Source organism: Mycolicibacterium septicum DSM 44393 (assembly GCF_000455325.1).
Lineage (GTDB): Bacteria > Actinomycetota > Actinomycetes > Mycobacteriales > Mycobacteriaceae > Mycobacterium > Mycobacterium septicum.
The window spans coordinates 578,671-601,158 of the sequence record NZ_HG322952.1 but is presented as its reverse complement, the minus strand read 5'-3'; the positions used below and the strand labels follow the sequence as shown (position 1 = coordinate 601,158).

Below are 22,488 nucleotides of genomic sequence, written 5' to 3'. Positions count from 1 at the left end.
AACGCTGTGAGCCGGCGCGGTGAGCCGGTGATTGACCGGCGGCCGCACCCCACAGTACGGTGGAACAACTATTTGGTACGGCGGATGGGGAAGTGGTTCGGTGACGACGCAGCAGGCGGTGGAGCTCTACTACGACCCGTTCGACAACGACATCGACGACGACCCGTACCCGATCTGGAAGCGGATGCGCAGCGAGGCGCCGCTGTATTACAACGAGAAGTACAACTTCTACGCGCTCAGCCGGTGGGACGATGTGGCGCGGGAGCTGCCCAATTGGCAGGCCTACCGATCGGGACGCGGCACCACGGCCGACATCTTGTTCAGCGGCATCGAGGTCCCGCCGGGCATCCTGCTGTTCGAGGACCCGCCGCTGCATGATCTGCACCGTCGACTGCTGTCGAAAGTCTTCACGCCACGCCGCATGCTGGCGGTCGAGGACCTGGTACGCGACTTCTGTGCGAAGGCACTGGATCCCCTGCGCGGGCAGGACGGTCTGGACTTCGTCGCGGACCTCGGGGCGTTCATGCCGATGCGCACCATCGGCTATCTGCTGGGCATTCCGGAGGAGGAGCAGCAGAGCATCCGGGACCGTAACGACAAGGCCATCACGGTTGCCTCGGTCGACGCCAGTGCCGACGGGGTCAGCCCGACGATCTTCGCCGACGCCATCGCGATGTTCGCCGAGTACATCGAATGGCGGGCATCGCATCCGTCGGACGACCTGATGACCGATCTGCTCACCGCGCACATCGAGGAGGCGGACGGGACATCGCGGCTGCTGACCCGCACCGAGGTGCTCGCGTACACCGCGATGATCGCCGGTGCGGGCAACGAAACCACCGCTCGGCTCATCGGTTTCATGGGGCAGCTGCTCGGCGAACATCCCGACCAACGGCGTGAGCTCGTGGCCGATCCGAGCCTGATCCCGGGTGCGGTGGAGGAGACGTTGCGCTTCGAACCGCCGTCACCGGTGCAGGCCCGCTACGTCGCCCAGGATGTCGAGCACTACGGACAGGCGATTCCCGAGGGCTCCTACATGCTGCTGCTCAACGGATCGGCCAATCGTGACGAGGCGAAGTTCACCGATCCCGACCGGTTCGACATCCACCGCACGGGCGGCCATCTGAGCTTCGGCCAGGGCCTGCATTTCTGCCTGGGCTCGGCGCTGGCCCGGCTGGAAGCCCGGGTCGCGTTCGAGGAAGTGCTCAAGCGCTGGACGGACTGGGAGGTCGACTACACCAACGCTTTTCGTGCCCATACGTCCAGCGTCCGCGGCTGGGCGAGGTTGCCGGTCAAGTTCTAGGGGCGCCTGCCGGTGCCGCCGCCGCCAGCACGGCGGTGACCACGGGCACGGTGAGCGTGAGCACGACCACCGATGCCGACCGCGGCGCGAAGATCGTCGCAAGCTCGCTCGCGCCGATCTCGTAAAAGAGTCGATTCAGGTCGGCCCAGCCGAAGATGCCCTGCGCCAACGTGATTGCGCATCCGGTGATCACCACGAAGCGTCCGGCGGCGATTCCTACTGACATCAGCGCCGCGCCGACAAAGAGCACTGCCGCCGCAACGACGGAAACGGACAGCGGCTCGAGCATCGCCAGCGTCCACGCCGCCTGCGGCGTAGTCGGCAGCAGGTCCGTCAAGTCGGTGATGTAGCGCAAGCTGTAGTCGAACTGCTTGTCGGCCACCCACAGCTGGTAGGCGGCCATGGCCACCGCCAGTGCCGCGACGAGCAGGTTGGGCGCCCGGCTGCTACGGAGCTCCACAACCTCAGGATCGTTTACAGCGGTGCGCTTTTCGCTTCCCGTCAGGAGGCCGGCGATCAGCGTGGCGATCGACAGCGCGAGCCACGCCCAGCGGGTCACACCGAGTACACCTTGATTGCCCCACGCGATGAAACCGGGACCGGCCCACACCACGAACTCGACAAGTGACAGGACGATCACCGCCGCACTGGCCGCCACCACCAGCGTGCGGCCACGACGTTCGCCGCGGCTCAACAGAACGGCCCCGGCGAACAAGGCGACGGTTACGGCAGCCAGCACGACGAGGTTGAGGATCGAGTGGCAGAACCGCAAAGGAGCGGTACCGAAGCCGTAGCCGATGGTGTACCAGGCCACGAGGAGCGCCCGCAGCGTCGCGGCGATCCCGAAAACGCCACTGATACAAGTAAGGACCATCGCCGCCATCGCTGTTGGACGCACAGGGGAACGCTAACAGCGCCCAATGGCGGCGTCGGACGCTACTTGTCTCCGCGCACGCTCCAGCGCCCGGTCGAGGGCAACGCGGTGAACAGGATCGCGGCCAGCGGGAGCGCCGGCATCGCGTAGACCACCGGGTGCAGTCGGGCCCCGGCGATGAACAGACTGGCGAAGATCAGCAGCCCGATGACGGCGCCGACAATAACCAGCAGCCGGCCCATGCGCCGCCGCAGCAACAAAGCGATGAGCCCGCCGATGGTTGCTGCAGCCGAGATCGCTGCCAGGAAACCGATGGCCACGCAGAACAATCGGTCGGTGCGCCACCAGCCTGCGATCAGATCGGTGGCGATGACGCCGGTGGCCCAGCCGCTGAGGATCGCGAAGGTGGCCGCCACGATCGCCGTGCGGGGGTTGATGGTCACGGAGGTGCGGGGGATGGCCACGGGCCGGGCGCGGGGCACGTAGCGCGTGCTGACGTCGTCCTCCGCGCTGCCGATGAGGCCCGTCTGCGCGTCACCGCCCGTGACACCGGGGATCAGGCTGGTCTGGGGCTCCGCGCTGCCCGCGGTGGGAATGGCGCCTGTGGGATGGCGTCGGATGATGCTGGTGTGGGGTTCGTCGGCGACCGGTACGGGACTCGACACCGGTTCCTGCGGCTGGCGCCGGATGATGCGGGTGCGGTCGTCGTCTTCGTCCGGGTGATCGGCTGCTGACTGACGGTCGTCGCTCACTCAGCCAACATAGCTGCCGACGCTGAGACCTCTCTTGTTCAGCCACGGCACCGGATCGATGCGACTGGTGCCGTTCTGGAGAACCTCGAAATGCAGGTGGGGACCGGTGGAGTAACCCCGGTTTCCGACCGTGGCGATCTGGTCGCCGGCCATCACCCGGTCGCCCTCGCTGACGAGCCAGGTGTTGATGTGACCGTAGAGCGTGACGGTGCCGTCAGCGTGGCGCAGCTTGACCCAGGCGCCGTAGCCGGCGGTCGGGCCCGAGGCGATCACGACGCCGTCGGAGACAGCCACGATCGGCGTGCCGATCGGACTCGCCAGGTCGATGCCGGCGTGCAGCACGCCCCAGCGGTAGCCGAAGTTCGAGGTCCAGACGTAGCCCTTGGTGGGCATCACGAACAGCGGGCGCGACAGGCGGGCCTCGCGTTCGGCGCGTTCCTGGGCGAAGGCGGCGGCCTTGGTGATCTCCTCGGCATGCACCGAGGTGTCGGCGGTCGAGGAGACCGAGACGATCTGCATGCCGTCCACCGAGCCGGTGACGGAGGCACCTTCGATGTGGGTGCCCTCGGAGGCCAGGATGGTGTCGTCGGCCTGGGTCTCGGTGGGGTTACCCAACGAGTAGGCGCCGGCGGCGGTGGCGCCCGCGGCCATGGCGGCGATCATCAGGCGGCTCTTGACGGCGCCGGCGTGCTCCTTGCGGTGGGCACCGCGGCGGCCGGACATGTTGATCACGTCCGTCGCGGCGACGCCGTCGCTCACGTCGGTGTGGCTGTCGCGGTAGGCGTACCGGGAGCTCCGCTCGCTGCCCGCGTCGGGGCGGAAGCGTGAGGGGACGGCAAGGCGGACGGGCACCAAGTCGTCGGTGTCGTTTAGATCGTCGAGTTCCGGGGCATGAATAACGCCAGATCCGGAATCACCGGAGCGGTCGTCGAAGGCTTCGAAAGCGCTGAAAGGGATGACGTCCGTGACCTCGGCGGCGTCCAGCTGTTCAGGGGAAACACGGCTTCTGCGCTGGCGCGCGTCCGTCGGCACCCCTCGCGGAGCTGCGGACGAACGATGCTGCGGCAAGACTCGAGAATCCTTCTTCGTCGTGACCTGAACGTTATCTGGACCAGAGGCACGTTAACCAAATCCCAATGATGGTGGCAACTTATAGGTCTATTCCGCGCCGGATTGTGATCCGTATCACCTCCCATGCGCGGTGAGATCTACCACATGAGCCGGAGGCGATGCTAATCCATCACTCGGTGGTGGATAAAGTGCCAGCGGGCCCGTCCGGCAAGTACAGGCCGGGCAGTTTCTAAGTCAACGCAGACAGACAACGCCTATCTAGGAAGCACATGGATCTCTTCGAATATCAGGCAAAAGAGCTGTTCGCCAAGCACAACGTCCCCACGACCCCGGGCCGCGTGACCGACTCGGCCGAGGACGCCAAGGCGATCGCCACCGAAATCGGCAAGCCCGTGATGATCAAGGCGCAGGTGAAGGTCGGCGGCCGCGGCAAGGCCGGCGGCGTGAAGTATGCAGCCACCCCTGAAGACGCCCTCGAGCACGCGACCAACATCCTCGGTCTCGACATCAAGGGTCACGTCGTCAAAAAGTTGCTGGTGGCCGAGGCGAGCGACATCGCCGAGGAGTACTACATCTCCTTCCTGCTCGACCGCTCCAACCGGACCTACCTGGCCATGTGCTCGGTCGAGGGCGGCATGGAGATCGAGGAAGTCGCCGCCACCAAGCCCGAGCGGCTGGCCAAGGTTCCCGTCGACGCCGTCAAGGGTGTCGATCTGGCCTTCGCGCGCTCGATCGCCGAGCAGGGTCACCTGCCCGCCGAGGTGCTCGACGCCGCGGCCGTCACCATCCAGAAGCTGTGGGAGGTGTTCGTCGGTGAGGACGCCACCCTGGTTGAGGTCAACCCGCTGGTGCGCACCCCTGACGACCAGATCCTGGCCCTGGACGGCAAGGTCACCCTGGACGCCAACGCCGACTTCCGTCAGCCCGGCCACGCCGAGTTCGAGGACAAGGACGCGACCGATCCCCTCGAGCTCAAGGCGAAGGAGAACGACCTCAACTACGTCAAGCTCGACGGCGAGGTGGGCATCATCGGTAACGGTGCCGGCCTGGTCATGTCGACGCTGGACGTGGTCGCCTACGCGGGCGAGAAGCACGGCGGCGTGAAGCCGGCCAACTTCCTCGACATCGGCGGCGGCGCTTCGGCTGAGGTCATGGCCAACGGTCTGGACGTCATCCTGAACGACAGCCAGGTCAAGAGCGTGTTCGTCAACGTGTTCGGCGGCATCACCGCCTGTGACGCGGTGGCCAACGGCATCGTGCAGGCGCTGCAGATCCTCGGCGACGAGGCCAACAAGCCGCTGGTCGTCCGCCTGGATGGCAACAACGTCGAAGAGGGCCGGAGGATTCTCGCCGAGGCCAACCATCCCCTGGTTGTCCAGGCCGAGACCATGGACGCCGGTGCCGACAAGGCCGCCGAGCTGGCGAACAAGTAAGGGACTGCTGCAATGTCGATCTTTTTGAACAAGGACTCCAAGGTCATCGTCCAGGGCATCACCGGCGGTGAGGGCACCAAGCACACCGCTCTGATGCTCAAGGCCGGCACCCAGGTCGTCGGCGGCGTGAACGCCCGCAAGGCCGGAACCACCGTGTCGCACAAGGACAAAGACGGCAACGACGTCGAGCTGCCCGTGTTCGCCTCGGTCGCCGAGGCCATGAAGGAGACCGGCGCTGACGTGTCGATCGCCTTCGTGCCGCCGGCTTTCTCCAAGGACGCCATCATCGAGGCCATCGACGCCGAGATCCCGCTGCTGGTTGTCATCACCGAGGGAATCCCGGTGCAGGACAGCGCCTATGCGTGGGCCTACAACGTCGACAAGGGCGAGAAGACCCGCATCATCGGTCCGAACTGCCCCGGCATCATCACCCCCGGCGAGTCGCTGGTCGGCATCACGCCGAACAACATCACCGGTAAGGGCCCGATCGGCCTGGTGTCGAAGTCGGGCACGCTGACCTACCAGATGATGTACGAGCTGCGCGACCTCGGCTTCTCCACCGCCATCGGCATCGGCGGCGACCCGGTCATCGGCACCACCCACATCGACGCCATCGAGGCGTTCGAGAAGGATCCCGAGACCAAGCTGATCGTGATGATCGGTGAGATCGGCGGCGACGCAGAGGAGAAGGCCGCGGCCTACATCAAGGCCAACGTCACCAAGCCGGTCGTCGGCTACGTGGCGGGCTTCACCGCTCCCGAGGGCAAGACGATGGGCCACGCCGGCGCCATCGTGTCCGACGGCGCGGGCACCGCGGCCGGCAAGCAGGAGGCCCTGGAGGCCGCCGGCGTGAAGGTCGGCAAGACGCCGTCCGAGACCGCCGCCAAGGCGCGCGAGCTGCTCGCCAACCTGTAAGTCTCTCTGCGCGAGCACAGACGCTCAGGCCCCCGAAATCACTGGATTTCGGGGGCTTTTGCGTCCGGTCGTCAGGGAAGGCGTCCGCCCAGGTGCTCGGCCAGGAACCGCTCGACAGCGTGGTACATGTCGATCTGGTTGTCCGGGTTGAGGAATCCGTGCCCCTCGTCCTCCTTGACCATGTATTCGACCTCGACGCCGCGCGTGCGCAGTGCTTCCACGAGGTTGTCGGATTCTGCCTGGACCACGCGAGAGTCGTTGGCGCCCTGGACAACCAGTAGCGGAGTGCGGATCTGATCCACCTTCGTGATGGGGGAGCGGGCCAGCATGTCGGCCTCCTGCACGGGGTCGTTGTGGTCCCCGACGTACAGATGCCAGTTGGTCGCCAGGAACGGCCGGGCCACGTTCGGCAGTGTGCGCATGAAGTTGGCCAGGCTGGAGATGCCGACGTAGTCGATCGCCGCGGCGAAGACGTCCGGAGTGAACGTCACCCCGACCAGAGAGGCGTAGCCGCCGTAGGAGCCGCCGAAGATCGCCACCTTGTCGCGGTCGGCGTACCCCTGCTTGACGGCCCAGTCCACAGCATCGATCAGGTCGTCGTGCATCTTGCCGGCGAACTCGCCGATCGCGGCTTTGGTGAAGGCCTTGCCGTAGCCCGTCGAGCCGCGAAAGTTGACCTGTAGCACCGAATATCCGCGGTTGGCCAGCATCTGCACGTCGGGTTGGAAGCCCCAGCAATCCCGTGACCAGGGTCCACCGTGCACCAGTAGCACCATCGGCAGGTCGGTGGGCTCGACGCCGACGGGCAGGGTCAGATACGAGTGGAGCTCAAGGCCGTCGCGCGAGGGGATGGTCACCGGGACCATCGGTGCCAATGAATCTGAATTCAGATTCGGATATGGCCGGAACAGCAGCCGGCTCTCGCCGGTCGTGTGGTCGTAGAAGTAGGTGGCGCCGGGGTCGCGGTCGTGGGTGAAGTTGACGACCCAGCGCTGCCCGGAATCGTCGGACGAGATCCCGGCGAGGTCGCCCTCCGACAGTCGGGTCAGATTCTCCAGTACCGCAGCGAAATTCGGGTCGAGGGCATGGATCACCTGGCGATCCCCGTAGAAGCGGGCGCCGATCAGTTCCCCCGTGCGCTCGCTGAGGATGAAGGGTGACGGCAACACCATCTGATTGCCGAGGTCGAATGTCGGGTGGCTGTCCACCTCGGTCTCGACCCCGGTCGCCACATCGAGCCGGGCCAGCCGGGTACGGTCGCTGCCCTCATTTGAGCCCAACCAGATGCCGGTGCCGTCCGGGGAGATGACCAGAGGGAAGATGCCCAGCGGGTAGTCGGTGCCGTCGTAGACCTTGATGGTGCGCAATGACGCTGTGGCCGAGTCCCATTGCGATATCTCGACGTCACCGTCGGCCGTCAGCGTGTTGGTGAACAGGTCACCGTTGGGGGCGCACAGCCAGGTGATGACGTTCCCGGGATTCTTCGCCAGCAGGGTGAGTTCGCCGGTGGCGATGTCGAGTTCGTACGCGTCGACCAGCTGGGGATCGCGGTTGTTGGTCTGCACGATCGCCTTCCCTGGCCGGCCCTTGGCGAGATCGAAACTCGCTCTGGCTCCCGGAAACGGCGTGAGGTCCACTGCGGCAGCATCGGGGTTGTCCAGGTCGATCCGGTACACATGGAAGTTCTCGTCACCGCCGTTGTCCTGCATGTAGAGCAGCCACCGCGGATCGTCGGTCCATGCGTAGATGTAGACGCTGCGGAATTCGTCGGCGGTGACACTGCGCGGAGGTGCATCGCCGTCGAGGTCCTGAACCCACACGTTGAGGCGGTTCTTCCACGGCGCCAGGTAGGCGATTCTGGTTCCGTCGGGCGAGATCTTCGCGGCTGCGCGCTCGGGTGGGCTGAAGAAATCCTCCACCGAGATCAGTTCGGGCAACGCCATGACGCTCCTTTCGCGGGTGCGGACAAGCTCTTTCGATTGCGGCCGATCAGGATTCGACAGGTCCGCCCAACCGCCCGTTGGTGGCATCGCGGATCGCCCGGTCGATCAGGGCGAGCGCCTGCTCTTCGGTGACCTTCTTGCCCTCGACGATCACCGCCACGCTGACGTCCTCGTCGACGACTCGGAACGCCCCGGTGACAGCAGCCGCGCACAGACGGACGGTGAGGTCGTCGGCGGGCAGGTGTAGCCGGTCGGCGATCACCGGGATGAAGCCCTGCTCCATTCGGTCGTGCACCATCAGGTAGGCGGTACGCAGGGCCGGCTCGGACATCGTCATGGTGGCGATCCGCATGGCGCTGATCTCGTCTTGCACGTCCTCGGGTGCCATCGGATGTGAAATCCCGTCGGTGGCAAGGTGTTCGGCCAGTGATACCTCATGCGGCCACCGGTTCAGAATGTCGATGAACCGGTCCGCGGACTTTTCCAGCACCGGTTCGACGCAGCGTTCCTTGGCGCGGAAGTAGCGCCAGATCGTGCGGGTGGAAAGCCCTGCGGCCGCGGCGATGTCGTCACCGCTGGTGCCTGCGACGCCACGCTCCCAGAACAGCTTGCAGGCGTGTCGCGAGACCGCCAGACGCGCCTGATCCTGCTTGTCGCTGATCGCCCTCACCTCCAGAACTTGTCACTTAGTGACAGCTCCAATGTGTCACTAAGTGACAGGGCCGTCAAGGTGTGCTGGTGAGCGCCGGTTTCTTCTCACCGCTTTCTGCGCCAGGGTCGTGCGCGCCCGCGGAGAACAGCCAGGACGTGGAAATCGACGACGCTGTTGCCCGAGCTATTGCCGCCCGGCCGCCAGCAGGCCCGCTGAGGCGAACTTCAGCCCGCTGCGCAGTTCGTCCAGCTGGATCGGGTCGTCACTTTCGATGTAGCGCGTCGTGGTGGCCACGGCCATGTTGAAGAACAGCCACGCCAAAGCGCGTGGGCTCAGTTCGTGGCGGTACTGGTCCCGGTAGTGCGCCATGTGCAGTGTGGTCATCGCCAGGAGTGTTGCGTTCAGTCCTGAGGCGTTTTCCAGCGTGCGAGCGTAGTCGGGCCGGTCGGCGACATAGCGGATCAACCTGCGGTTGGCGATCGTGAAGTCGATCAGGATGTCGATCGATGCCTGCATCGCCGCCTGCGGTTGCTCCAGGGTGACGGAGCGGAGCATCTCCTCGATCACCGGCGCTTGATCGGCGGCGAGCTGCTCGATCGCGGCATGGAGAAGTTCTTCCTTGTTGGCGAAGTACTGGTAGATAGATCCCTTGCTGACCCCGGCCCGCGCCGCAATGGCGTTGGTGGTGATCTGCTCGGGGTCGGTCTTCCTCAGCATCTTGACCGCCGTCGAAACAATTTTTGCGACCATCTCACGAGAACGCTCCTGCTGGGGGAGCTTGCGCTGCGCTGAAGTGCGGCTTTCCATGTCTGTCCTCGAGCTCAAATGCGACTTGAATGCGACCTTTCGGTCAGATTACCGTCGCGTCACGCTCAAGGAGGTGCGCTGCAATGACCGCTACAACGGACGTATCCAGCCCGGCCGTCGACGAATCCGCCGAAATCGAACTCGTTCCGCTCGACTCGCTGACGGGGGAGCACACCGGCCGGTGGACGTTCCTCATCGTCGACGGGGCGGCGTTCATGATGCAGGCGATGCACCCCGTCATCGCAGAGATCACCGGCCGCTATTCCGCTGCGTTCCACGGGGATCCGGGTGGACGCGCCATTCGTAGCGTCGACTCGGTGTTGCGGTGGACCTACGGCGGCACCGAGGCTGTCGCCGAAGGGAACCGGGTGCGCGCGCTGCACCAGCCGATCACGATGAAGAGCGCCGAGACCGGTAAGCAGATCAGTGCGCTCAACCCAGAGGCATATCAATGGGTGATCGCGACCGGCTACATCGTCAACGCCGAAGGCGGCGGCAAGCTGCTGATCGGACGCGACTTCACCGACGACGAAAAGGACGAGCTGCTGCGGGACAATCGCCGGCTGGCCCGCCTTCTGCACGTGCCGATGGGCGGCTATCCGACGACGCGTGCCGAGATGGCCGACTACTACGAGGCGATGATCGACAAGCTGGAGGGCACGCCGCAGGCGCTGCAGTTGATCGAGGACATGCAGACCGGCAACGTCGAGCTTCCGCCGTCTGTGCCGAGGCTGTTGCATCCGTTGCTCCGTCGCGCACTCCGCCCGGCGCTGCGGTTCAACTATCTGTCGGTGGTCGGGCTGCTCGAGCCGCGGTTGCGGGACAAGCTCGGTGTCACGTGGAGCGATGACGAGGAGCGTCAACTCCAGCGCATCTACACCGTCATCCGGGGTGCCTACCGCATCCTGCCCGACCGGCTCACCTACTTCCCGCTGGCCTATCACGCGCGAAAACACCATGAGTGCCTTGAGAAGATGAAGGAGCGTCAGCAGAAGTCCTTCGCGTACAACCTGTCGGACGTCGACAGAACTCGCTGACGTCGCGCCCTTACACCTCCTGGGTCCGTAGGCGCCGATTTCGCTCTCGAAACCACAATCGGTTAGCCTCGCGAATTAACACCCGTCAAGGAGATTGTCATGGTCGATCCGCGCACCCCTGTCATCGTCGGCGTCGGACAGTTCACCGAACGCATCGACCTTGACGGCTATCGCGGCATGTCCTCGGTCGAGCTGGCCACCGAGGCGGCCAGGGCGGCCCTGCACGATTGCGGGGCTGACGCGGCTGCCGTGGCGCAGGCGATCGACACCGTGGCGGGTACGCGGCAGTTCGAGATCTCCGGACCGCAGACGCCAACCCTGGGTGTGTCCGACAACTATCCGCGTTCGGTGGCGCGCAATGTGGGCGCCGAGCCGGCGCGCGTGATCCTCGAGGTCATCGGCGGCCAGAGCCCCCAGCACCTCGTCACCGAGTTCTCGGCGGCCATCGCGGCGGGTGAGGCCGATGCGGTGCTGCTGTTCGGCTCGGAGAACACCTCGACACTGCGCCACTTCTCCAAGCGCGACGACAAGCCGGATCACTCCGAGACCGTCGAGGGTCAGTTGGAGGACCGCGGCTTCGGTTACGACGGCATCTTCGACGAGTACACGATCAAACACGGTCTGATCGGTGCCCCGGTGCAGTACGGCTTGTTGGAGAACGCGCGCCGGGCCCGGCAGGGGCTGTCTGTCGCGGACTACCGGCAGGCGATGGCCGAGCTGTTCGCACCGTTCTCCAAGGTGGCCGCGAAGAACCCGTATTCCTCTGCCCCGGTGGAGCGTTCGGCCGAGGAGCTGGCCACCGTCACCGAGAGCAACCGGATGATCTGCGACCCGTACCCGCGCATGATGGTGGCGCGCGACCAGGTCAACCAGGGCGCGGCGGTGCTGCTGATGTCGGTCGAGACCGCCCGGAAACTCGATGTGCCCGAGGAGAAGTGGGTCTACCTGCGCGGGCACGCCGACATGAAGGAAATCAAGCTGCTCGAGCGTGCTGAACTCGGCTACAGCGAGGCCGCGGTGATCGCGGTGAACGAGGCGCTGCGGGTCGCCGGCATCACCCTCGACGACGTCGCCGCGTTCGATCTCTACAGCTGCTTCCCGTTCCCGGTCTTCAACATCTGCGACGGCACCGGTCTGGCGCCCGACGACGAGCGCGGCCTGACCCTCACCGGTGGACTGCCCTTCTTCGGTGGCCCGGGCAACAACTACTCGATGCACGGTATCGCCGAGGCCGTCAACGAGATGCGCGACAAGCCAGGCCAATTCGCACTTGTCGGTGGCAACGGCGGTATCGCGAGCAAGTACTCGGTCGGAATCTACTCGACCGAACCGGCCGACTGGGTTGCCGACGGCAGCGCCGCGCTGCAGGACGAGTTCAACGCGCAGGACCGTGTTGTCATCGCCGAGAAGGCCGACGGCCCGGCCACTATCGAGACCTACACCGTCCGCTACGACTGGACGCCGCGCACGGGCATCATCATCGGGCGCCTGGATTCCGACGGCAGCCGGTTCCTGGCGACGACCACAGACGACACCCTGGTGGAGTTGCTCACCGATGGTGAGCCGCTGGGGGCGTCGATCGTCGTGCAGTCCGGCGAGAAGCGAAACACCGCGACGCTGGCTTAGCTACGAACGAGATCAACGCCATGGTCGGTCTCCTCGAACTCTTTCGACCATAGCGTTGATTTCGGTGCGCCAGGTGAGGCGCTCCCGGCCGGCGAACCGGCCGGCACACCGCAGAACTAGACCAGCGAGGCGAGCTTGCCCGCGAGCCGCTCGACGTAGGCGGACACTTCGGCCTCGGATTTGTCCGGCAGTCCGAAGAGCACTTCGGTCACGCCCAGTTCGCGCCAGTGCGCGAGCTTCTCGGGGTCCGGCTTGAAGTCCAGTGCCACGATCTGCGGGGCACCGTCACGCCCGGCTGCGGCCCAGGTGTCCTGCAGCAGCTTGACCGGCTCGTCGATGTTGAAGTCGCGCGGCGTGGTGATCCAGCCGTCGGCCGACTTCGCGATCCACTTAAAGTTCTTCTCGTTGCCGGCCGCGCCGACCAGAACGGGAATGTGTGACTGCACGGGCTTGGGCCAGGCCCACGACGGCCCGAAGTTCACGAATTCGCCATCGTACGAGGCTTCTTCCTCAGTCCACAGCGCCCGCATGGCTTCCAGGTACTCGCGCAGCATGGTGCGGCGCCGGCCCGGGGGAACCTTGTGGTCGGCGAGTTCGTCGGTGTTCCAACCGAATCCGACACCCAACGACACGCGTCCGCCGGACAGGTGGTCCAGGGTGGCGATGGACTTAGCCAGGGTGATCGGATCGTGCTCGACGGGCAGCGCGACGGCCGTCGACAGCCGCACCCGCGAGGTCACCGCACACGCGGTGCCCAGCGACACCCACGGATCCAGGGTGCGCATGTAGCGATCGTCGGGCAGGGACTCGTCACCGGTGGTGGGGTGAGCCGCCTCGCGTTTGATCGGGATATGGGTGTGCTCGGGTACGTAGAACGTCGTGAAGCCGTGATCATCGGCGAGTTTGGCGGCCTTGGCCGGGGCGATGCCGCGGTCACTGGTGAAGAGAACAAGCCCATAGTCCATGACCAGAATTAGAACGTGTTTCAGTCCCAGTAGCAAGACGGTCCGTCTCGTGGGGCCGTGGAAAGAAGAGAAAACTTCACCGCGATCGATACCCGCGACGGGCGCCCGCGCGTTTGCTGGGATCACCGGCATGACGACTGAACGCATCGCCGACCACGTCAAGTTCGCCTATTGGGTGCCCAACGTCAGTGGCGGCCTGGTCACCAGCGATATCGAACAGCGCACCGACTGGAACTACGAATACAACAAGAAGCTGGCGCAGACCGCGGAGAACAACGGCTTCGAGTACGCCCTGTCCCAGGTTCGCTACGAGGCCAGCTACGGCGCCGAGTACCAGCACGAATCCACCAGTTTCAGTCTGGCCCTGTTGCTGGCCACCGAGCGGCTCAAGGTCATCGCTGCTGTTCATCCCGGCCTCTGGCAGCCGGCGGTGCTGGCCAAACTCGGCGCCACCGCAGACCATCTCAGCAATGGCCGCTTCGCCGTCAACGTCGTCTCGGGCTGGTTCAAGGACGAGTTCACCCACCTGGGCGAGCCGTGGCTCGAACATGACGAGCGCTACCGGCGCAGCGCGGAGTTTCTCCAGGTTCTGCGCAAGATCTGGACCGAAGACGACGTGGATTTCCGCGGTGACTTCTATCGCATCCACGATTTCACCCTGAAGCCCAAGCCGCTCAACACGCCCGAGCGCCCCAACCCGGAGCTGTTCCAGGGCGGCAATTCGACGGCCGCCCGGCGCAACGGCGGTTACTACGCCGATTGGTATTTCTCGAACGGCAAAGACTTCGGCGGCATCACCGAACAGGTTGTCGAGGTACGCGACCATGCCCGCGACGCGGGCCGTGAGGTGAAGTTCGGGCTGAACGGGTTCATCATCGCCCGCGACACCGAAAAGGAGGCGAAGGAGACGCTCAAAGAGATCGTCGCCAAGGCCAACAAGCCCGCCGTCGAAGGCTTCCGCGGCGCCGTGCAACAGGCAGGCAATTCCACCGGTGACAAGAAGGGTATGTGGGCCGATTCCAGCTTCGAGGATCTGGTGCAGTACAACGACGGCTTCCGTACGCAATTGATCGGCACACCCGAGCAGATCGCCGAACGCATTGCCGCGTACCGCAAACGTGGCGTCGACTTGATCCTCGGTGGATTCCTGCATTTCCAAGAGGAAATCGAGTACTTCGGTGCCAAGGTGCTGCCGCTCGTCCGCGAAATCGAGGACGCCGAAACGGATTCCGTCGATTCGCCCGTTCTGGTATCAGCTTGAGACCTCTCTGACACCAAGCACGCGCGCCCGGCACCCAGCTGGGTGCGCTAGCGTGGAAGCTCGAATCGCTCACGTGGTCGGTATTCATGCCTGCGTGAACACACGTCGCGAAGCTCGATAGCACAGGAGAGGTCATGACCTACCCGCCAACTAATCCCGGATACCCGCCGCAGTCGGGTTCGCAGTTCGATGCAACCCAGCAGTTCGCCAAGGCTGTGCCTGCTCCTGTGCCCGCTGCACCGGCCGCACCCGCGGCGCCCGGCGAGAACAAGCTGCCCGAAATCCTGCTGGCCGTGGTGGCCGTCGCCGGCCTGCTGACCTACTTCGTGAGTTTCGCGCTGGAGCTCCAGGTCGTCCTCGGCACCTTCATCGTGCCCCTGGCGTTGGTGGCCGGGCTTCTGGCCGGGGTGAGCCTGCTGCCCAAGCAGAAGAACCGGGGTGCCGTGGCGGCCGTGCTGGCCACCGTGGCGTTCCTGCTCTCGATCACCCTCCTGGTGGCCGCGGGCAGCGAGGCCGACTGGACGCTGTACGCGCTGCTCGTCCTGACCCTGATCCAGGCCGGTGCCGCGATCGCCGCTCTGCTGTTCGACGCGGGCATCCTCACTCCGCCGGCGCCCAAGCCGCAGTTCGATCCCCAGCCGCAGTACGGCCAGTACGGTGGCCCGTCGCAGTACTACGGTCAGCAGCAGCAGCCGCAGCACGGTGGCCAGCCCTACCAGCAGGCTCAACCGCAGCGCCCCGGCTACCCGTCGCAGTACGGCGGCTACTCCGGAGCTCCGAACACCGGTGGGTTCCCGGTGCAGGGTCAGCAGCCCAGCGGCCCGCCGACCCCTCCGACCGGTTACCCCACCTACGGCCAGCCTCAGCAGCAGTCGGGTTCCTCGGCGCCCACCACTGCAGTTCCGGCACAGCCGCAGGCACAGCAGTCGCCTTCACAGCAATCCGGCACTGCACCGTCGTAAGCTGATCGGCGCGTGCGCTTCCCGCGCACGCGCCGATCATTGCGAGGAGCAGCCCACCAAGTGAGTAACCGGCCAGTCGGCACCCGCCAGGCGCGTGAGCTGCTCCGGGTCGCGTTCGGGCCGTCTGTCGTCGCGCTGGTGGTCATCGCCGCGGTTGTGTTGCTGCAGCTGCTGATCGCCAACAGCGACATGACGGGCGCGCTCGGTGCGATCGCCAGCATGTGGCTGGGCGTACACCAGGTGCCGGTGTCGATCGGCGGCCGCGAACTCGGGGTGATGCCCCTGTTGCCGGTGCTGGCGATGATCTGGGGCACCGCGCGCACGACGGCCGCGGCCACCGCCCCGAATTCCTCTTGGTTCGTCACCCGCTGGGTCGTCGCCTCAGCCCTGGGCGGACCGATTCTGATCGCAGCCCTCCTGTTGGCCGTCATCCATGACGCGGCCTCGGTGATCAGCGAACTTCAGACTCCCAGCGCCCTGCGCGCGTTCTGCAGCGTCCTGATCGTGCATGTGATCGGCGCGCTCATCGGCGTCGGCTCGAAGGTAGGCAGGCGCACCCTGGCCGCCTCACCGCTGCCTGGCTGGTTGCCTGAGGCATTCCGCGCCGCGACCGCCGGTGTCCTGGCCTTGTTCGGGCTCTCCGGCGCAGTGACGGCGGCGTCGCTGGTGGTGCACTGGGGCACGATGCACGACCTGTTCGCGATCACCGACAGCCTGTTCGGCCAGCTCAGCCTCACTCTGTTGTCGATCCTCTACATCCCCAACGTGATCGTCGGTGCGTCGGCCATCGCGGTCGGATCCAGCGCCCATGTCGGGCTGGCCGCGTTCAGCTCGTTCACCGTGTTCGGCGGCGACATCCCCGCGGTGCCGGTGTTGGCCGCGGTGCCCTCGCCGCCGCTGGGCCCGATCTGGGTGGCGCTCCTGATCGTCGGGGCGGCCTCGGCGGTGGCGTTGGGCCAGCAGTGTGCGCGGCGTCCGCTGCCGATCGGGGCCGCCACGGGCAAGTTGCTGGTGGCCTCGGTGCTGGCGGCGCTGACGATGGCTCTGCTCGGCTATGCCGGTGGCGGCAGGCTGGGCAATTTCGGCGATGTCGGGGTGAACCAGTCGACGTTCGCGCCTGCGGTGTTCCTGTGGTTCGCCGGGATCGGCGGGCTGACCGTGGCGATGTCCGGCGGCCTGACCCGCAAGCCCCGGCCTGTCGCGCCGCCCCAGCCTGCGCCGGTCGATCCGCAGCCCGAACCCGAGTTCGACGAGGACGATGCCGACGAGTACGTGGGCGAGGACGAGGACATCGAGGACGTCGAGTACGTCGAGGCGGATCCCGAACCCGAGCTCGAACCCGATCAACCGCTGGTGTCGTGGTCGTCCGAGGAGACCACGACAGAGCCCGACGCGCCGGAAGCCGAGCCCGACGAGTACGTCGACCGGTACGTCGAGTACGACGACGTGCAGGAGACGGTCTACGAGCCCGGTCCCCGGCGCCACGAAGACCTCGATGACGATCCCGAGGACCACTTCATCGTCGACGACGACGTGACCGGCGATCAGCCGCGCCGTGCGGGCGACTAGGCTGCTGCGCGTGCAGCAACCGTTACATGTGCCTCCGAGTGCACCGGCACGGCTGGTAGTGCTGGCTTCGGGGACAGGGTCGTTGCTCGCCTCGCTACTGGCCGCCGCCGCTGACGACTATCCGGCGCGAGTGGTCGCGGTCGGAACCGACCGCAAATGCGCCGCGGTGGACATTGCGGCAACGGCGGGAGTCCCGTCCTACACCGTGCGGCTCGGCGATCACGCGGACCGCGACGCCTGGGACGCCGCACTCACCGCGGCGACCGCCGAACACGAGCCGGACCTGGTGGTCTCGGCCGGGTTCATGAAAATTCTGGGTGGGCAATTCCTTTCCCGATTCCCGGGCCGGGTGGTCAACACCCATCCAGCATTGCTGCCCGCGTTCCCGGGGGCGCATGCCGTGCCGGAGGCGCTGGCGTACGGCGTGCGAGTGACGGGCTGCACGGTGCATCTCGTGGACTCCGGCATGGATACCGGGCCGATTCTGGCCCAGCAGGCCATCGAGGTGCTCGATGATGACACCGAAGAGACTTTGCATGAGCGCATCAAGGTGGTCGAACGTCGACTGCTGGTGGATGTGCTGGCCGCGCTGGCAACCCGCGGCGTGACCTGGACTGGACGAAAGGCGACCATAGGGTGAGCGAGAAGAAACCGATCCGGCGAGCGCTGATCAGTGTCTATGACAAGACCGGCCTGGCCGATCTGGCCCGCGGCCTGCATGAGGCGGGCGTGGCCATCGTCTCGACCGGGTCGACTGCCAAAACCATTGCTGCCGCAGGCGTTCCGGTCACCCCGGTGGAAGAGGTGACGGGTTTCCCCGAGGTGCTCGACGGCCGGGTCAAGACTCTGCACCCGCGCGTGCACGCCGGTCTGCTGGCCGATACCCGCAAGCCCGAACATGTTGCGGCGCTGCAGGAGCTCGAGGTCGAGGCGTTCGAGCTCGTGGTGGTGAACCTGTACCCGTTCTCCGAGACGGTCGAGTCCGGGGCTTCGGTCGACGAGTGTGTCGAGCAGATCGACATCGGCGGGCCTTCGATGGTTCGTGCGGCCGCCAAGAACCACCCGAGCGTGGCCGTGGTCGTGGACCCGTTGGGTTACGACGGCGTGCTGGCCGCGGTTCGGGCCGGCGGGTTCACCCTCGACGAGCGGAAGAAGCTGGCGTCGTTGGCATTCCGGCACACCGCCGAGTACGACGTGGCCGTTGCGGGCTGGATGGGGTCGACGCTGGCCCCCGCGGAAGATTCGGTGCCTGCGTCCTTGCCCCAGTGGTTCGCCGGTACCTGGCACCGCAGCGCGGTCCTGCGCTACGGCGAGAACCCGCATCAGCAGGCCGCGGTGTACCGCGACGACTCCGCGTGGCCCGGACTGGCCCAGGCCGAGCAGCTGCACGGCAAGGAGATGTCCTACAACAACTACACCGACGCCGATGCGGCGTGGCGGGCGGCGTTCGACCACGAAGAGATCTGCGTGGCGATCATCAAGCACGCCAACCCGTGTGGCATCGCGATCTCCTCGGAGTCGGTGGCCGACGCGCACCGCAAGGCGCACGAGTGCGATCCGCTGAGCGCGTTCGGCGGCGTCATCGCCTCCAACACCGAGGTCAGTGTCGAGATGGCCGAGACCGTCGCCGACATCTTCACCGAGGTCATCATCGCCCCGGCGTATGAGGCCGGTGCGGTCGAAATCCTGGCCCGCAAGAAGAACATCCGCATCCTGGTGGCCTCGGAACCGTTGGTCGGCGGCATCGAGCTGCGCCAGATCAGCGGCGGGGTGCTGCTGCAGCAGCGCGACGCGCTCGACGCCGAGGGAGACGATCCGAACAACTGGACGCTGGCCACCGGATCGCCCGCGGATGAGCAGACGCTGAGCGATCTGGTGTTCGCGTGGCGGGCCTGCCGCGCGGTGAAGTCCAACGCCATCGTGATCGCCAAGGACGGCGCGACCGTGGGTGTCGGCATGGGACAGGTGAATCGCGTCGACGCGGCCGGGCTGGCCGTGCAGCGCGCAGGCGACCGCGTGCCCGGTTCGGTCGGTGCCTCCGATGCGTTCTTCCCATTCCCGGACGGCCTGGAGACGCTGACGAACGCCGGCGTCAAGGCGATCGTGCACCCGGGTGGTTCGGTCCGTGACGCCGAGGTGACCGCTGCGGCCGAGGCCGCGGGCATCACGCTGTACCTCACCGGCGCAAGGCATTTCGCGCACTAGCCGGACCAGCTGTTACGAAAGGGCGCCGTCAAATTTTTGACGGCGCCCTTTCGCATCTGATCTGGAGGCGGGTCCGCCCCTACGCGCTCGCCTCGTCCTCGACCTCGCTGGTCGCGTATGCGATGAACGACGTGATCTCCTCGACTGCGTGCCGCGCGTCGGGGTTGATGTCGAAGCTCAGCTGGAACATGTGCATTGCCCTGTCCCACACCTGAACCCACGCCGGGACGCCACTGGCCTGCAGCTTGTCGGCGAGGGCGAAGGTGTCGTTGAGCAGCATCTCGTGCGTGCCCACCTGTAGCAGGAACGGCCCGAGACCGTGCAGGTCCGCCTCTGGCGGCATCACCGGAGTCGGCCGGGTGCCGTTGACCGTCGCGAACACGTCGTAGATGAACTTCACCGTCATGAACGGGAACAGCACGTCACGATGCTCTTGCAGCGCACGGTATTTCAGGTCCATGTCGGACGAGGTCAACGGCGAGAGCAGCACCTGCCCGGCGGGGACCGGCAGTCCGGCGTCGCGCGCCGCCAGCGCGGTGTCGGCGGCCATCAGCCCGCCTGCCGAATCACCGGCCAGGACAATTCGCTCGGGTGCGTACCCGAGCGACAGCGCCATGCGGTAGCCGTCGAGCCCGTCGGCGACGGCATCGTCGATGTCGGCTTGCGGGGCCAGCCGGTAGCCGACGTTGAGCACGCGTGTCCCGGTGCTGGCCGACAGCTTCGACACGAAGCGGCGGTGCGAGTTCAGGCCGAGCGTGACCAGCGCCGAGCCGTGCAGGTAGACGATCACCCGATCGGAGTCGCGAGCCTCGGGAGCGATCACCCATTCGGCCGGGCAGTTGGGCAGCGCCACGGGCGTCACCTCGGTGCCGGGCAGCGGCTTGATGAACCGCAGGGGGCGGTCGATGACATCGAGGTGCGCGCGCTGCAGCAGGGCCGGGGCGACGCGGTTGATACCCATTCCGATCAGCGTCAGCAGACCCAGCAATGGGCGGACGAAGATCGCGGTGGTCCAGCCCAGTGCCCTGGACTGCAGAGATGCGGGGCCGAAGTGCACGGTGGCCGGCCGGCTACGCCAATCGAGCGAATTCACGATACTCAGGGTACCGGGTACCTGAATCTGCCCGACGTGGGGCGACCCAGCACGGCTCTCAGGGCATGGTGATGGTGGCCTGAGCCTCGATCGCCTTGTTGATGTCGGCCAACGCCGTCTTGTCGCGCTCAGCGGCGTCGGCGTTGATCTGCAGCACGTAGACATTGCCGGGCGCCTGGATCACGACGGTGGTCTGGGTGATCGCGCGACGCTGGCCGCCCTTGGCGTAGGTGCCGGCCAGGTGGACCGACGGGAACCCGCTGATGTCCCCGCGGGCCACGTCGCCGTCCGGCTTGTAGTCGGCCAGGTTCTGCAGCTCGTTGGGGGCGTACTCGAGCAGTTTGTTGGCGTCGACGTCACCGGCCAGCTTGGAGATCAACGAGACGACCGACGGCGGCTCGGTCGGGTTCGCCGGGTCGTTCACGATGGCCGAATAGGCCCAGGCCGGGGTGCGCGGACCGGCGTCGATCCATCCGGGCGGGGTCGGCATGGTGAACACCGGTGCGCCCGGATCGCCGCGGTGGACCGGTGTTTCGACGATGCCGCTCTGCTTGATGTAGTCGGCGATGGTGAAGGCGTGCGCCGCCGGTTTCGGTGAGGTCGAGGTTTCCGAGGCGGATGTGTCCGTGGCGACCGCGGAGGTGGTCTCGCCTCCGCCGCCGTTGCCGTCGTCGCCTCCCGAGGTGACCGCGAGGGTGATGCCGCCGACCAGCAGGACGACCGCGCCGATCACGCCGGCAGTCAGGATCAGGTTGCGCCGGCTGCCCGACTTCTTGGGGATCGGGGTGTGCGGCAGGGGAGGCGGCCCGAAGTTGGTCTGCGGCGGCCCAACCGGCACCGCGGGCCCGCCGAGGCCCTGCATGCCGGCCGGCGCACCGACCGCTACGGGTTTGTGGGAGGAGGTTTCGTTACCCGTCCACGACGAGGTGAACACCGGCGGCTCCGACGGGGGCACGGGCCGTGGGTTCGACGGTGACAGTGGTGTCGGCGGTGGATTCACCGGCTTCGGGATGATCAGCGGCGCGGTGGGCGGCGCCGGCTCGTGGGCGGGTGCCGGGGTGCGCACCTCGGGGGTGGTTCCAGTGGCTGCCTCGGCCAGCGCGACGGCGAAGTCGTGACAGGTGGCGTAACGGTCCTTGGGGTCCTTGGACAGGGCCTTGGCCATCACCGAATCGAACACGGCCAGTTCAGGTTTCGTGTCGGCCAGCTTGGGCGGCGGGGAGTTCAGGTGATGGCTGATAACCACGGCCGGGTTGCTGTGCGCGAACGGCGGGGCGCCGGTGAACAGCCGGTAGGCGGTGGCCGCGAGCGAGTACTGGTCGGCCCGGCCATCGAGCGGCTGGCCCATCAGCTGTTCGGGCGCGGTGTAGGACATCGAGCCAACGGTGATGTTGGTCGAGGTGAGCCCGTTGACCTCGTCGGCGCGCCGCGCGATCCCGAAGTCGGTCAGCATGATGCGGCGCTTGGAATTCTGCTTGCTGGTGAGCAGGATGTTGGCCGGCTTGACGTCGCGGTGCAACAGTTTGCGCTGATGCGCGTAGTCCAGAGCGTCGCCGACGGCGGTGACGACCTCGACGACGTCTTCGGCCGGCATTCCCTTGGGGTACTGGTCGTGCAGCAGCTTGGCGGCGTCGTGCCCGTCGACGAAATCCATCGAGATCCACAACCGGTCCTCGAACTCGCCGCGGTCGTGCACGCCGACGATGTGCGGATGCCACAGGGTGGCCGCCATGTCCGCCTCGCGGATGAACCGCTGGCGGAATTCGTTGTCCGAGCTGACGCTGATGGGCAGCACTTTGAGAGCGTCCTCGCGGGGTAACCGCGGGTGGGACGCCAGATAGACCTCGCCCATGCCACCAGTGCCCACCAACCGCACGATGGTGAACCCTGCGAATTCCTGACCGCTAGCCAACGGCATGGAGCGCAGACTACCGGTCGCAACGCTCGGGCAACGACTATGCCGGGGGACTGACACGCGCGCGCCGGGTGCTAGCTGCGGGCGGCCCCGGGGCTCGAGTCT

The 22,488-nt window shown here is 66.4% G+C and carries 19 protein-coding genes; 10 read left to right on the top strand and 9 right to left on the bottom strand.

What is annotated here, in order from left to right; all coding sequences use genetic code 11:
- Positions 1–100 precede the first annotated feature (100 nt).
- On the top strand, positions 101–1,303 hold the full coding sequence (locus tag TX88_RS22845; RefSeq protein ID WP_044520144.1) for a cytochrome P450: 1,203 nt from the start codon (positions 101–103) through the stop codon (positions 1,301–1,303).
- Here the strand turns inward: TX88_RS22845 and TX88_RS22840 are convergent.
- From TX88_RS22840 to TX88_RS22830, 3 genes are read right to left on the bottom strand one after another with little or no spacing between them, the layout of a single operon-like run.
- Positions 1,293–2,201 (bottom strand): hypothetical protein, encoded by a 909-nt coding sequence (locus tag TX88_RS22840; protein WP_162563202.1) that lies wholly within the window; start codon positions 2,199–2,201, stop codon positions 1,293–1,295. The two genes, TX88_RS22845 and TX88_RS22840, sit on opposite strands and share 11 nt — an antisense overlap.
- Positions 2,202–2,239: 38 nt before the next feature.
- Positions 2,240–2,929 (bottom strand): hypothetical protein, encoded by a 690-nt coding sequence (locus TX88_RS22835; protein ID WP_044520142.1) that lies wholly within the window; start codon positions 2,927–2,929, stop codon positions 2,240–2,242.
- Complete coding sequence (locus tag TX88_RS22830) at positions 2,930–3,997, bottom strand: M23 family metallopeptidase (RefSeq protein WP_044520141.1); 1,068 nt, start codon at positions 3,995–3,997, stop codon at positions 2,930–2,932.
- 272 nt (positions 3,998–4,269) lie between these two features.
- On the opposite strand from TX88_RS22830, the gene sucC reads away from it, so the two are divergent.
- Both sucC and sucD read left to right on the top strand, forming a co-directional pair.
- On the top strand, positions 4,270–5,433 hold the full coding sequence (sucC, locus tag TX88_RS22825) for an ADP-forming succinate--CoA ligase subunit beta (protein ID WP_044520140.1): 1,164 nt from the start codon (positions 4,270–4,272) through the stop codon (positions 5,431–5,433).
- Between the two features lie 12 nt (positions 5,434–5,445).
- Positions 5,446–6,348 (top strand): succinate--CoA ligase subunit alpha, encoded by a 903-nt coding sequence (sucD, locus tag TX88_RS22820; RefSeq protein ID WP_044520139.1) that lies wholly within the window; start codon positions 5,446–5,448, stop codon positions 6,346–6,348.
- Between the two features lie 71 nt (positions 6,349–6,419).
- Here the strand turns inward: sucD and TX88_RS22815 are convergent, their stop codons facing one another.
- The 3 genes from TX88_RS22815 to TX88_RS22805 all read right to left on the bottom strand — a co-directional run bounded on the left by TX88_RS22815 (position 6,420) and on the right by TX88_RS22805 (position 9,693).
- Complete coding sequence (locus TX88_RS22815) at positions 6,420–8,291, bottom strand: S9 family peptidase (protein ID WP_044520138.1); 1,872 nt, start codon at positions 8,289–8,291, stop codon at positions 6,420–6,422.
- Between the two features lie 46 nt (positions 8,292–8,337).
- Positions 8,338–8,952 carry a TetR/AcrR family transcriptional regulator gene (locus tag TX88_RS22810; protein ID WP_209447103.1) on the bottom strand — a complete coding sequence of 205 codons (615 nt, stop codon included), beginning with the start codon at positions 8,950–8,952 and terminating at the stop codon, positions 8,338–8,340.
- A gap of 174 nt (positions 8,953–9,126) precedes the next feature.
- Positions 9,127–9,693 carry a TetR/AcrR family transcriptional regulator gene (locus TX88_RS22805; RefSeq protein ID WP_044521739.1) on the bottom strand — a complete coding sequence of 189 codons (567 nt, stop codon included), beginning with the start codon at positions 9,691–9,693 and terminating at the stop codon, positions 9,127–9,129.
- 140 nt (positions 9,694–9,833) lie between these two features.
- Between TX88_RS22805 and TX88_RS22800 the strand changes: the two genes are divergently transcribed.
- A complete protein-coding gene (locus TX88_RS22800; RefSeq protein WP_044520136.1) occupies positions 9,834–10,787 on the top strand; it encodes an oxygenase MpaB family protein in 954 nt (317 codons plus the stop codon).
- Between the two features lie 99 nt (positions 10,788–10,886).
- The gene (locus TX88_RS22795) at positions 10,887–12,413 is read left to right on the top strand and encodes an acetyl-CoA acetyltransferase (protein ID WP_044520135.1); all 1,527 of its coding nucleotides are present in this window, start codon (positions 10,887–10,889) and stop codon (positions 12,411–12,413) included.
- 116 nt (positions 12,414–12,529) lie between these two features.
- Here the strand turns inward: TX88_RS22795 and TX88_RS22790 are convergent, their stop codons facing one another.
- Positions 12,530–13,378, bottom strand: a complete 849-nt coding sequence (locus tag TX88_RS22790) for an LLM class F420-dependent oxidoreductase (protein WP_044520134.1) — start codon at positions 13,376–13,378, stop codon at positions 12,530–12,532.
- A gap of 130 nt (positions 13,379–13,508) precedes the next feature.
- On the opposite strand from TX88_RS22790, the gene sfnG reads away from it, so the two are divergent.
- From sfnG to purH, 5 genes are all read left to right on the top strand, one after another.
- Complete coding sequence (sfnG, locus tag TX88_RS22785; protein ID WP_044520133.1) at positions 13,509–14,639, top strand: dimethylsulfone monooxygenase SfnG; 1,131 nt, start codon at positions 13,509–13,511, stop codon at positions 14,637–14,639.
- Between the two features lie 134 nt (positions 14,640–14,773).
- Positions 14,774–15,601: a DUF5336 domain-containing protein gene (locus tag TX88_RS22780; RefSeq protein WP_044520132.1), complete on the top strand. Its 828-nt coding sequence runs from the start codon at positions 14,774–14,776 to the stop codon at positions 15,599–15,601.
- A 60-nt stretch (positions 15,602–15,661) separates the two neighbouring features.
- Complete coding sequence (locus tag TX88_RS22775; protein ID WP_044520131.1) at positions 15,662–17,170, top strand: cell division protein PerM; 1,509 nt, start codon at positions 15,662–15,664, stop codon at positions 17,168–17,170.
- Between the two features lie 10 nt (positions 17,171–17,180).
- Entirely contained in the window at positions 17,181–17,810 is a 630-nt protein-coding gene (purN, locus tag TX88_RS22770) for a phosphoribosylglycinamide formyltransferase (protein WP_044521738.1), read from the top strand.
- A complete protein-coding gene (gene purH, locus TX88_RS22765; protein ID WP_044520130.1) occupies positions 17,807–19,375 on the top strand; it encodes a bifunctional phosphoribosylaminoimidazolecarboxamide formyltransferase/IMP cyclohydrolase in 1,569 nt (522 codons plus the stop codon). The genes purN and purH overlap by 4 nt, the downstream gene beginning before the upstream one ends.
- A gap of 79 nt (positions 19,376–19,454) precedes the next feature.
- Here the strand turns inward: purH and TX88_RS22760 are convergent, their stop codons facing one another.
- Both TX88_RS22760 and TX88_RS22755 read right to left on the bottom strand, forming a co-directional pair.
- Positions 19,455–20,468, bottom strand: a complete 1,014-nt coding sequence (locus tag TX88_RS22760) for an alpha/beta hydrolase (protein ID WP_044520129.1) — start codon at positions 20,466–20,468, stop codon at positions 19,455–19,457.
- Between the two features lie 58 nt (positions 20,469–20,526).
- On the bottom strand, positions 20,527–22,386 hold the full coding sequence (locus tag TX88_RS22755; protein ID WP_044520128.1) for an LpqN/LpqT family lipoprotein: 1,860 nt from the start codon (positions 22,384–22,386) through the stop codon (positions 20,527–20,529).
- Positions 22,387–22,488 lie beyond the last annotated feature (102 nt).

Excerpts from the sequence above, each read along its gene's own strand:
- sucC (WP_044520140.1), top strand. The coding sequence starts at position 4,270 with ATGGATCTCTTCGAATATCAGGCAAAAGAGCTGTTCGCCAAGCACAAC.
- sucD (WP_044520139.1), top strand. The coding sequence starts at position 5,446 with ATGTCGATCTTTTTGAACAAGGACTCCAAGGTCATCGTCCAGGGCATC.
- TX88_RS22815 (WP_044520138.1), bottom strand. The coding sequence starts at position 8,291 with ATGGCGTTGCCCGAACTGATCTCGGTGGAGGATTTCTTCAGCCCACCC.
- TX88_RS22805 (WP_044521739.1), bottom strand. The coding sequence starts at position 9,693 with ATGGTCGCAAAAATTGTTTCGACGGCGGTCAAGATGCTGAGGAAGACC.
- TX88_RS22800 (WP_044520136.1), top strand. The coding sequence starts at position 9,834 with ATGACCGCTACAACGGACGTATCCAGCCCGGCCGTCGACGAATCCGCC.
- TX88_RS22795 (WP_044520135.1), top strand. The coding sequence starts at position 10,887 with ATGGTCGATCCGCGCACCCCTGTCATCGTCGGCGTCGGACAGTTCACC.
- TX88_RS22790 (WP_044520134.1), bottom strand. The coding sequence starts at position 13,378 with ATGGACTATGGGCTTGTTCTCTTCACCAGTGACCGCGGCATCGCCCCG.
- sfnG (WP_044520133.1), top strand. The coding sequence starts at position 13,509 with ATGACGACTGAACGCATCGCCGACCACGTCAAGTTCGCCTATTGGGTG.
- TX88_RS22780 (WP_044520132.1), top strand. The coding sequence starts at position 14,774 with ATGACCTACCCGCCAACTAATCCCGGATACCCGCCGCAGTCGGGTTCG.
- TX88_RS22755 (WP_044520128.1), bottom strand. The coding sequence starts at position 22,386 with ATGCCGTTGGCTAGCGGTCAGGAATTCGCAGGGTTCACCATCGTGCGG.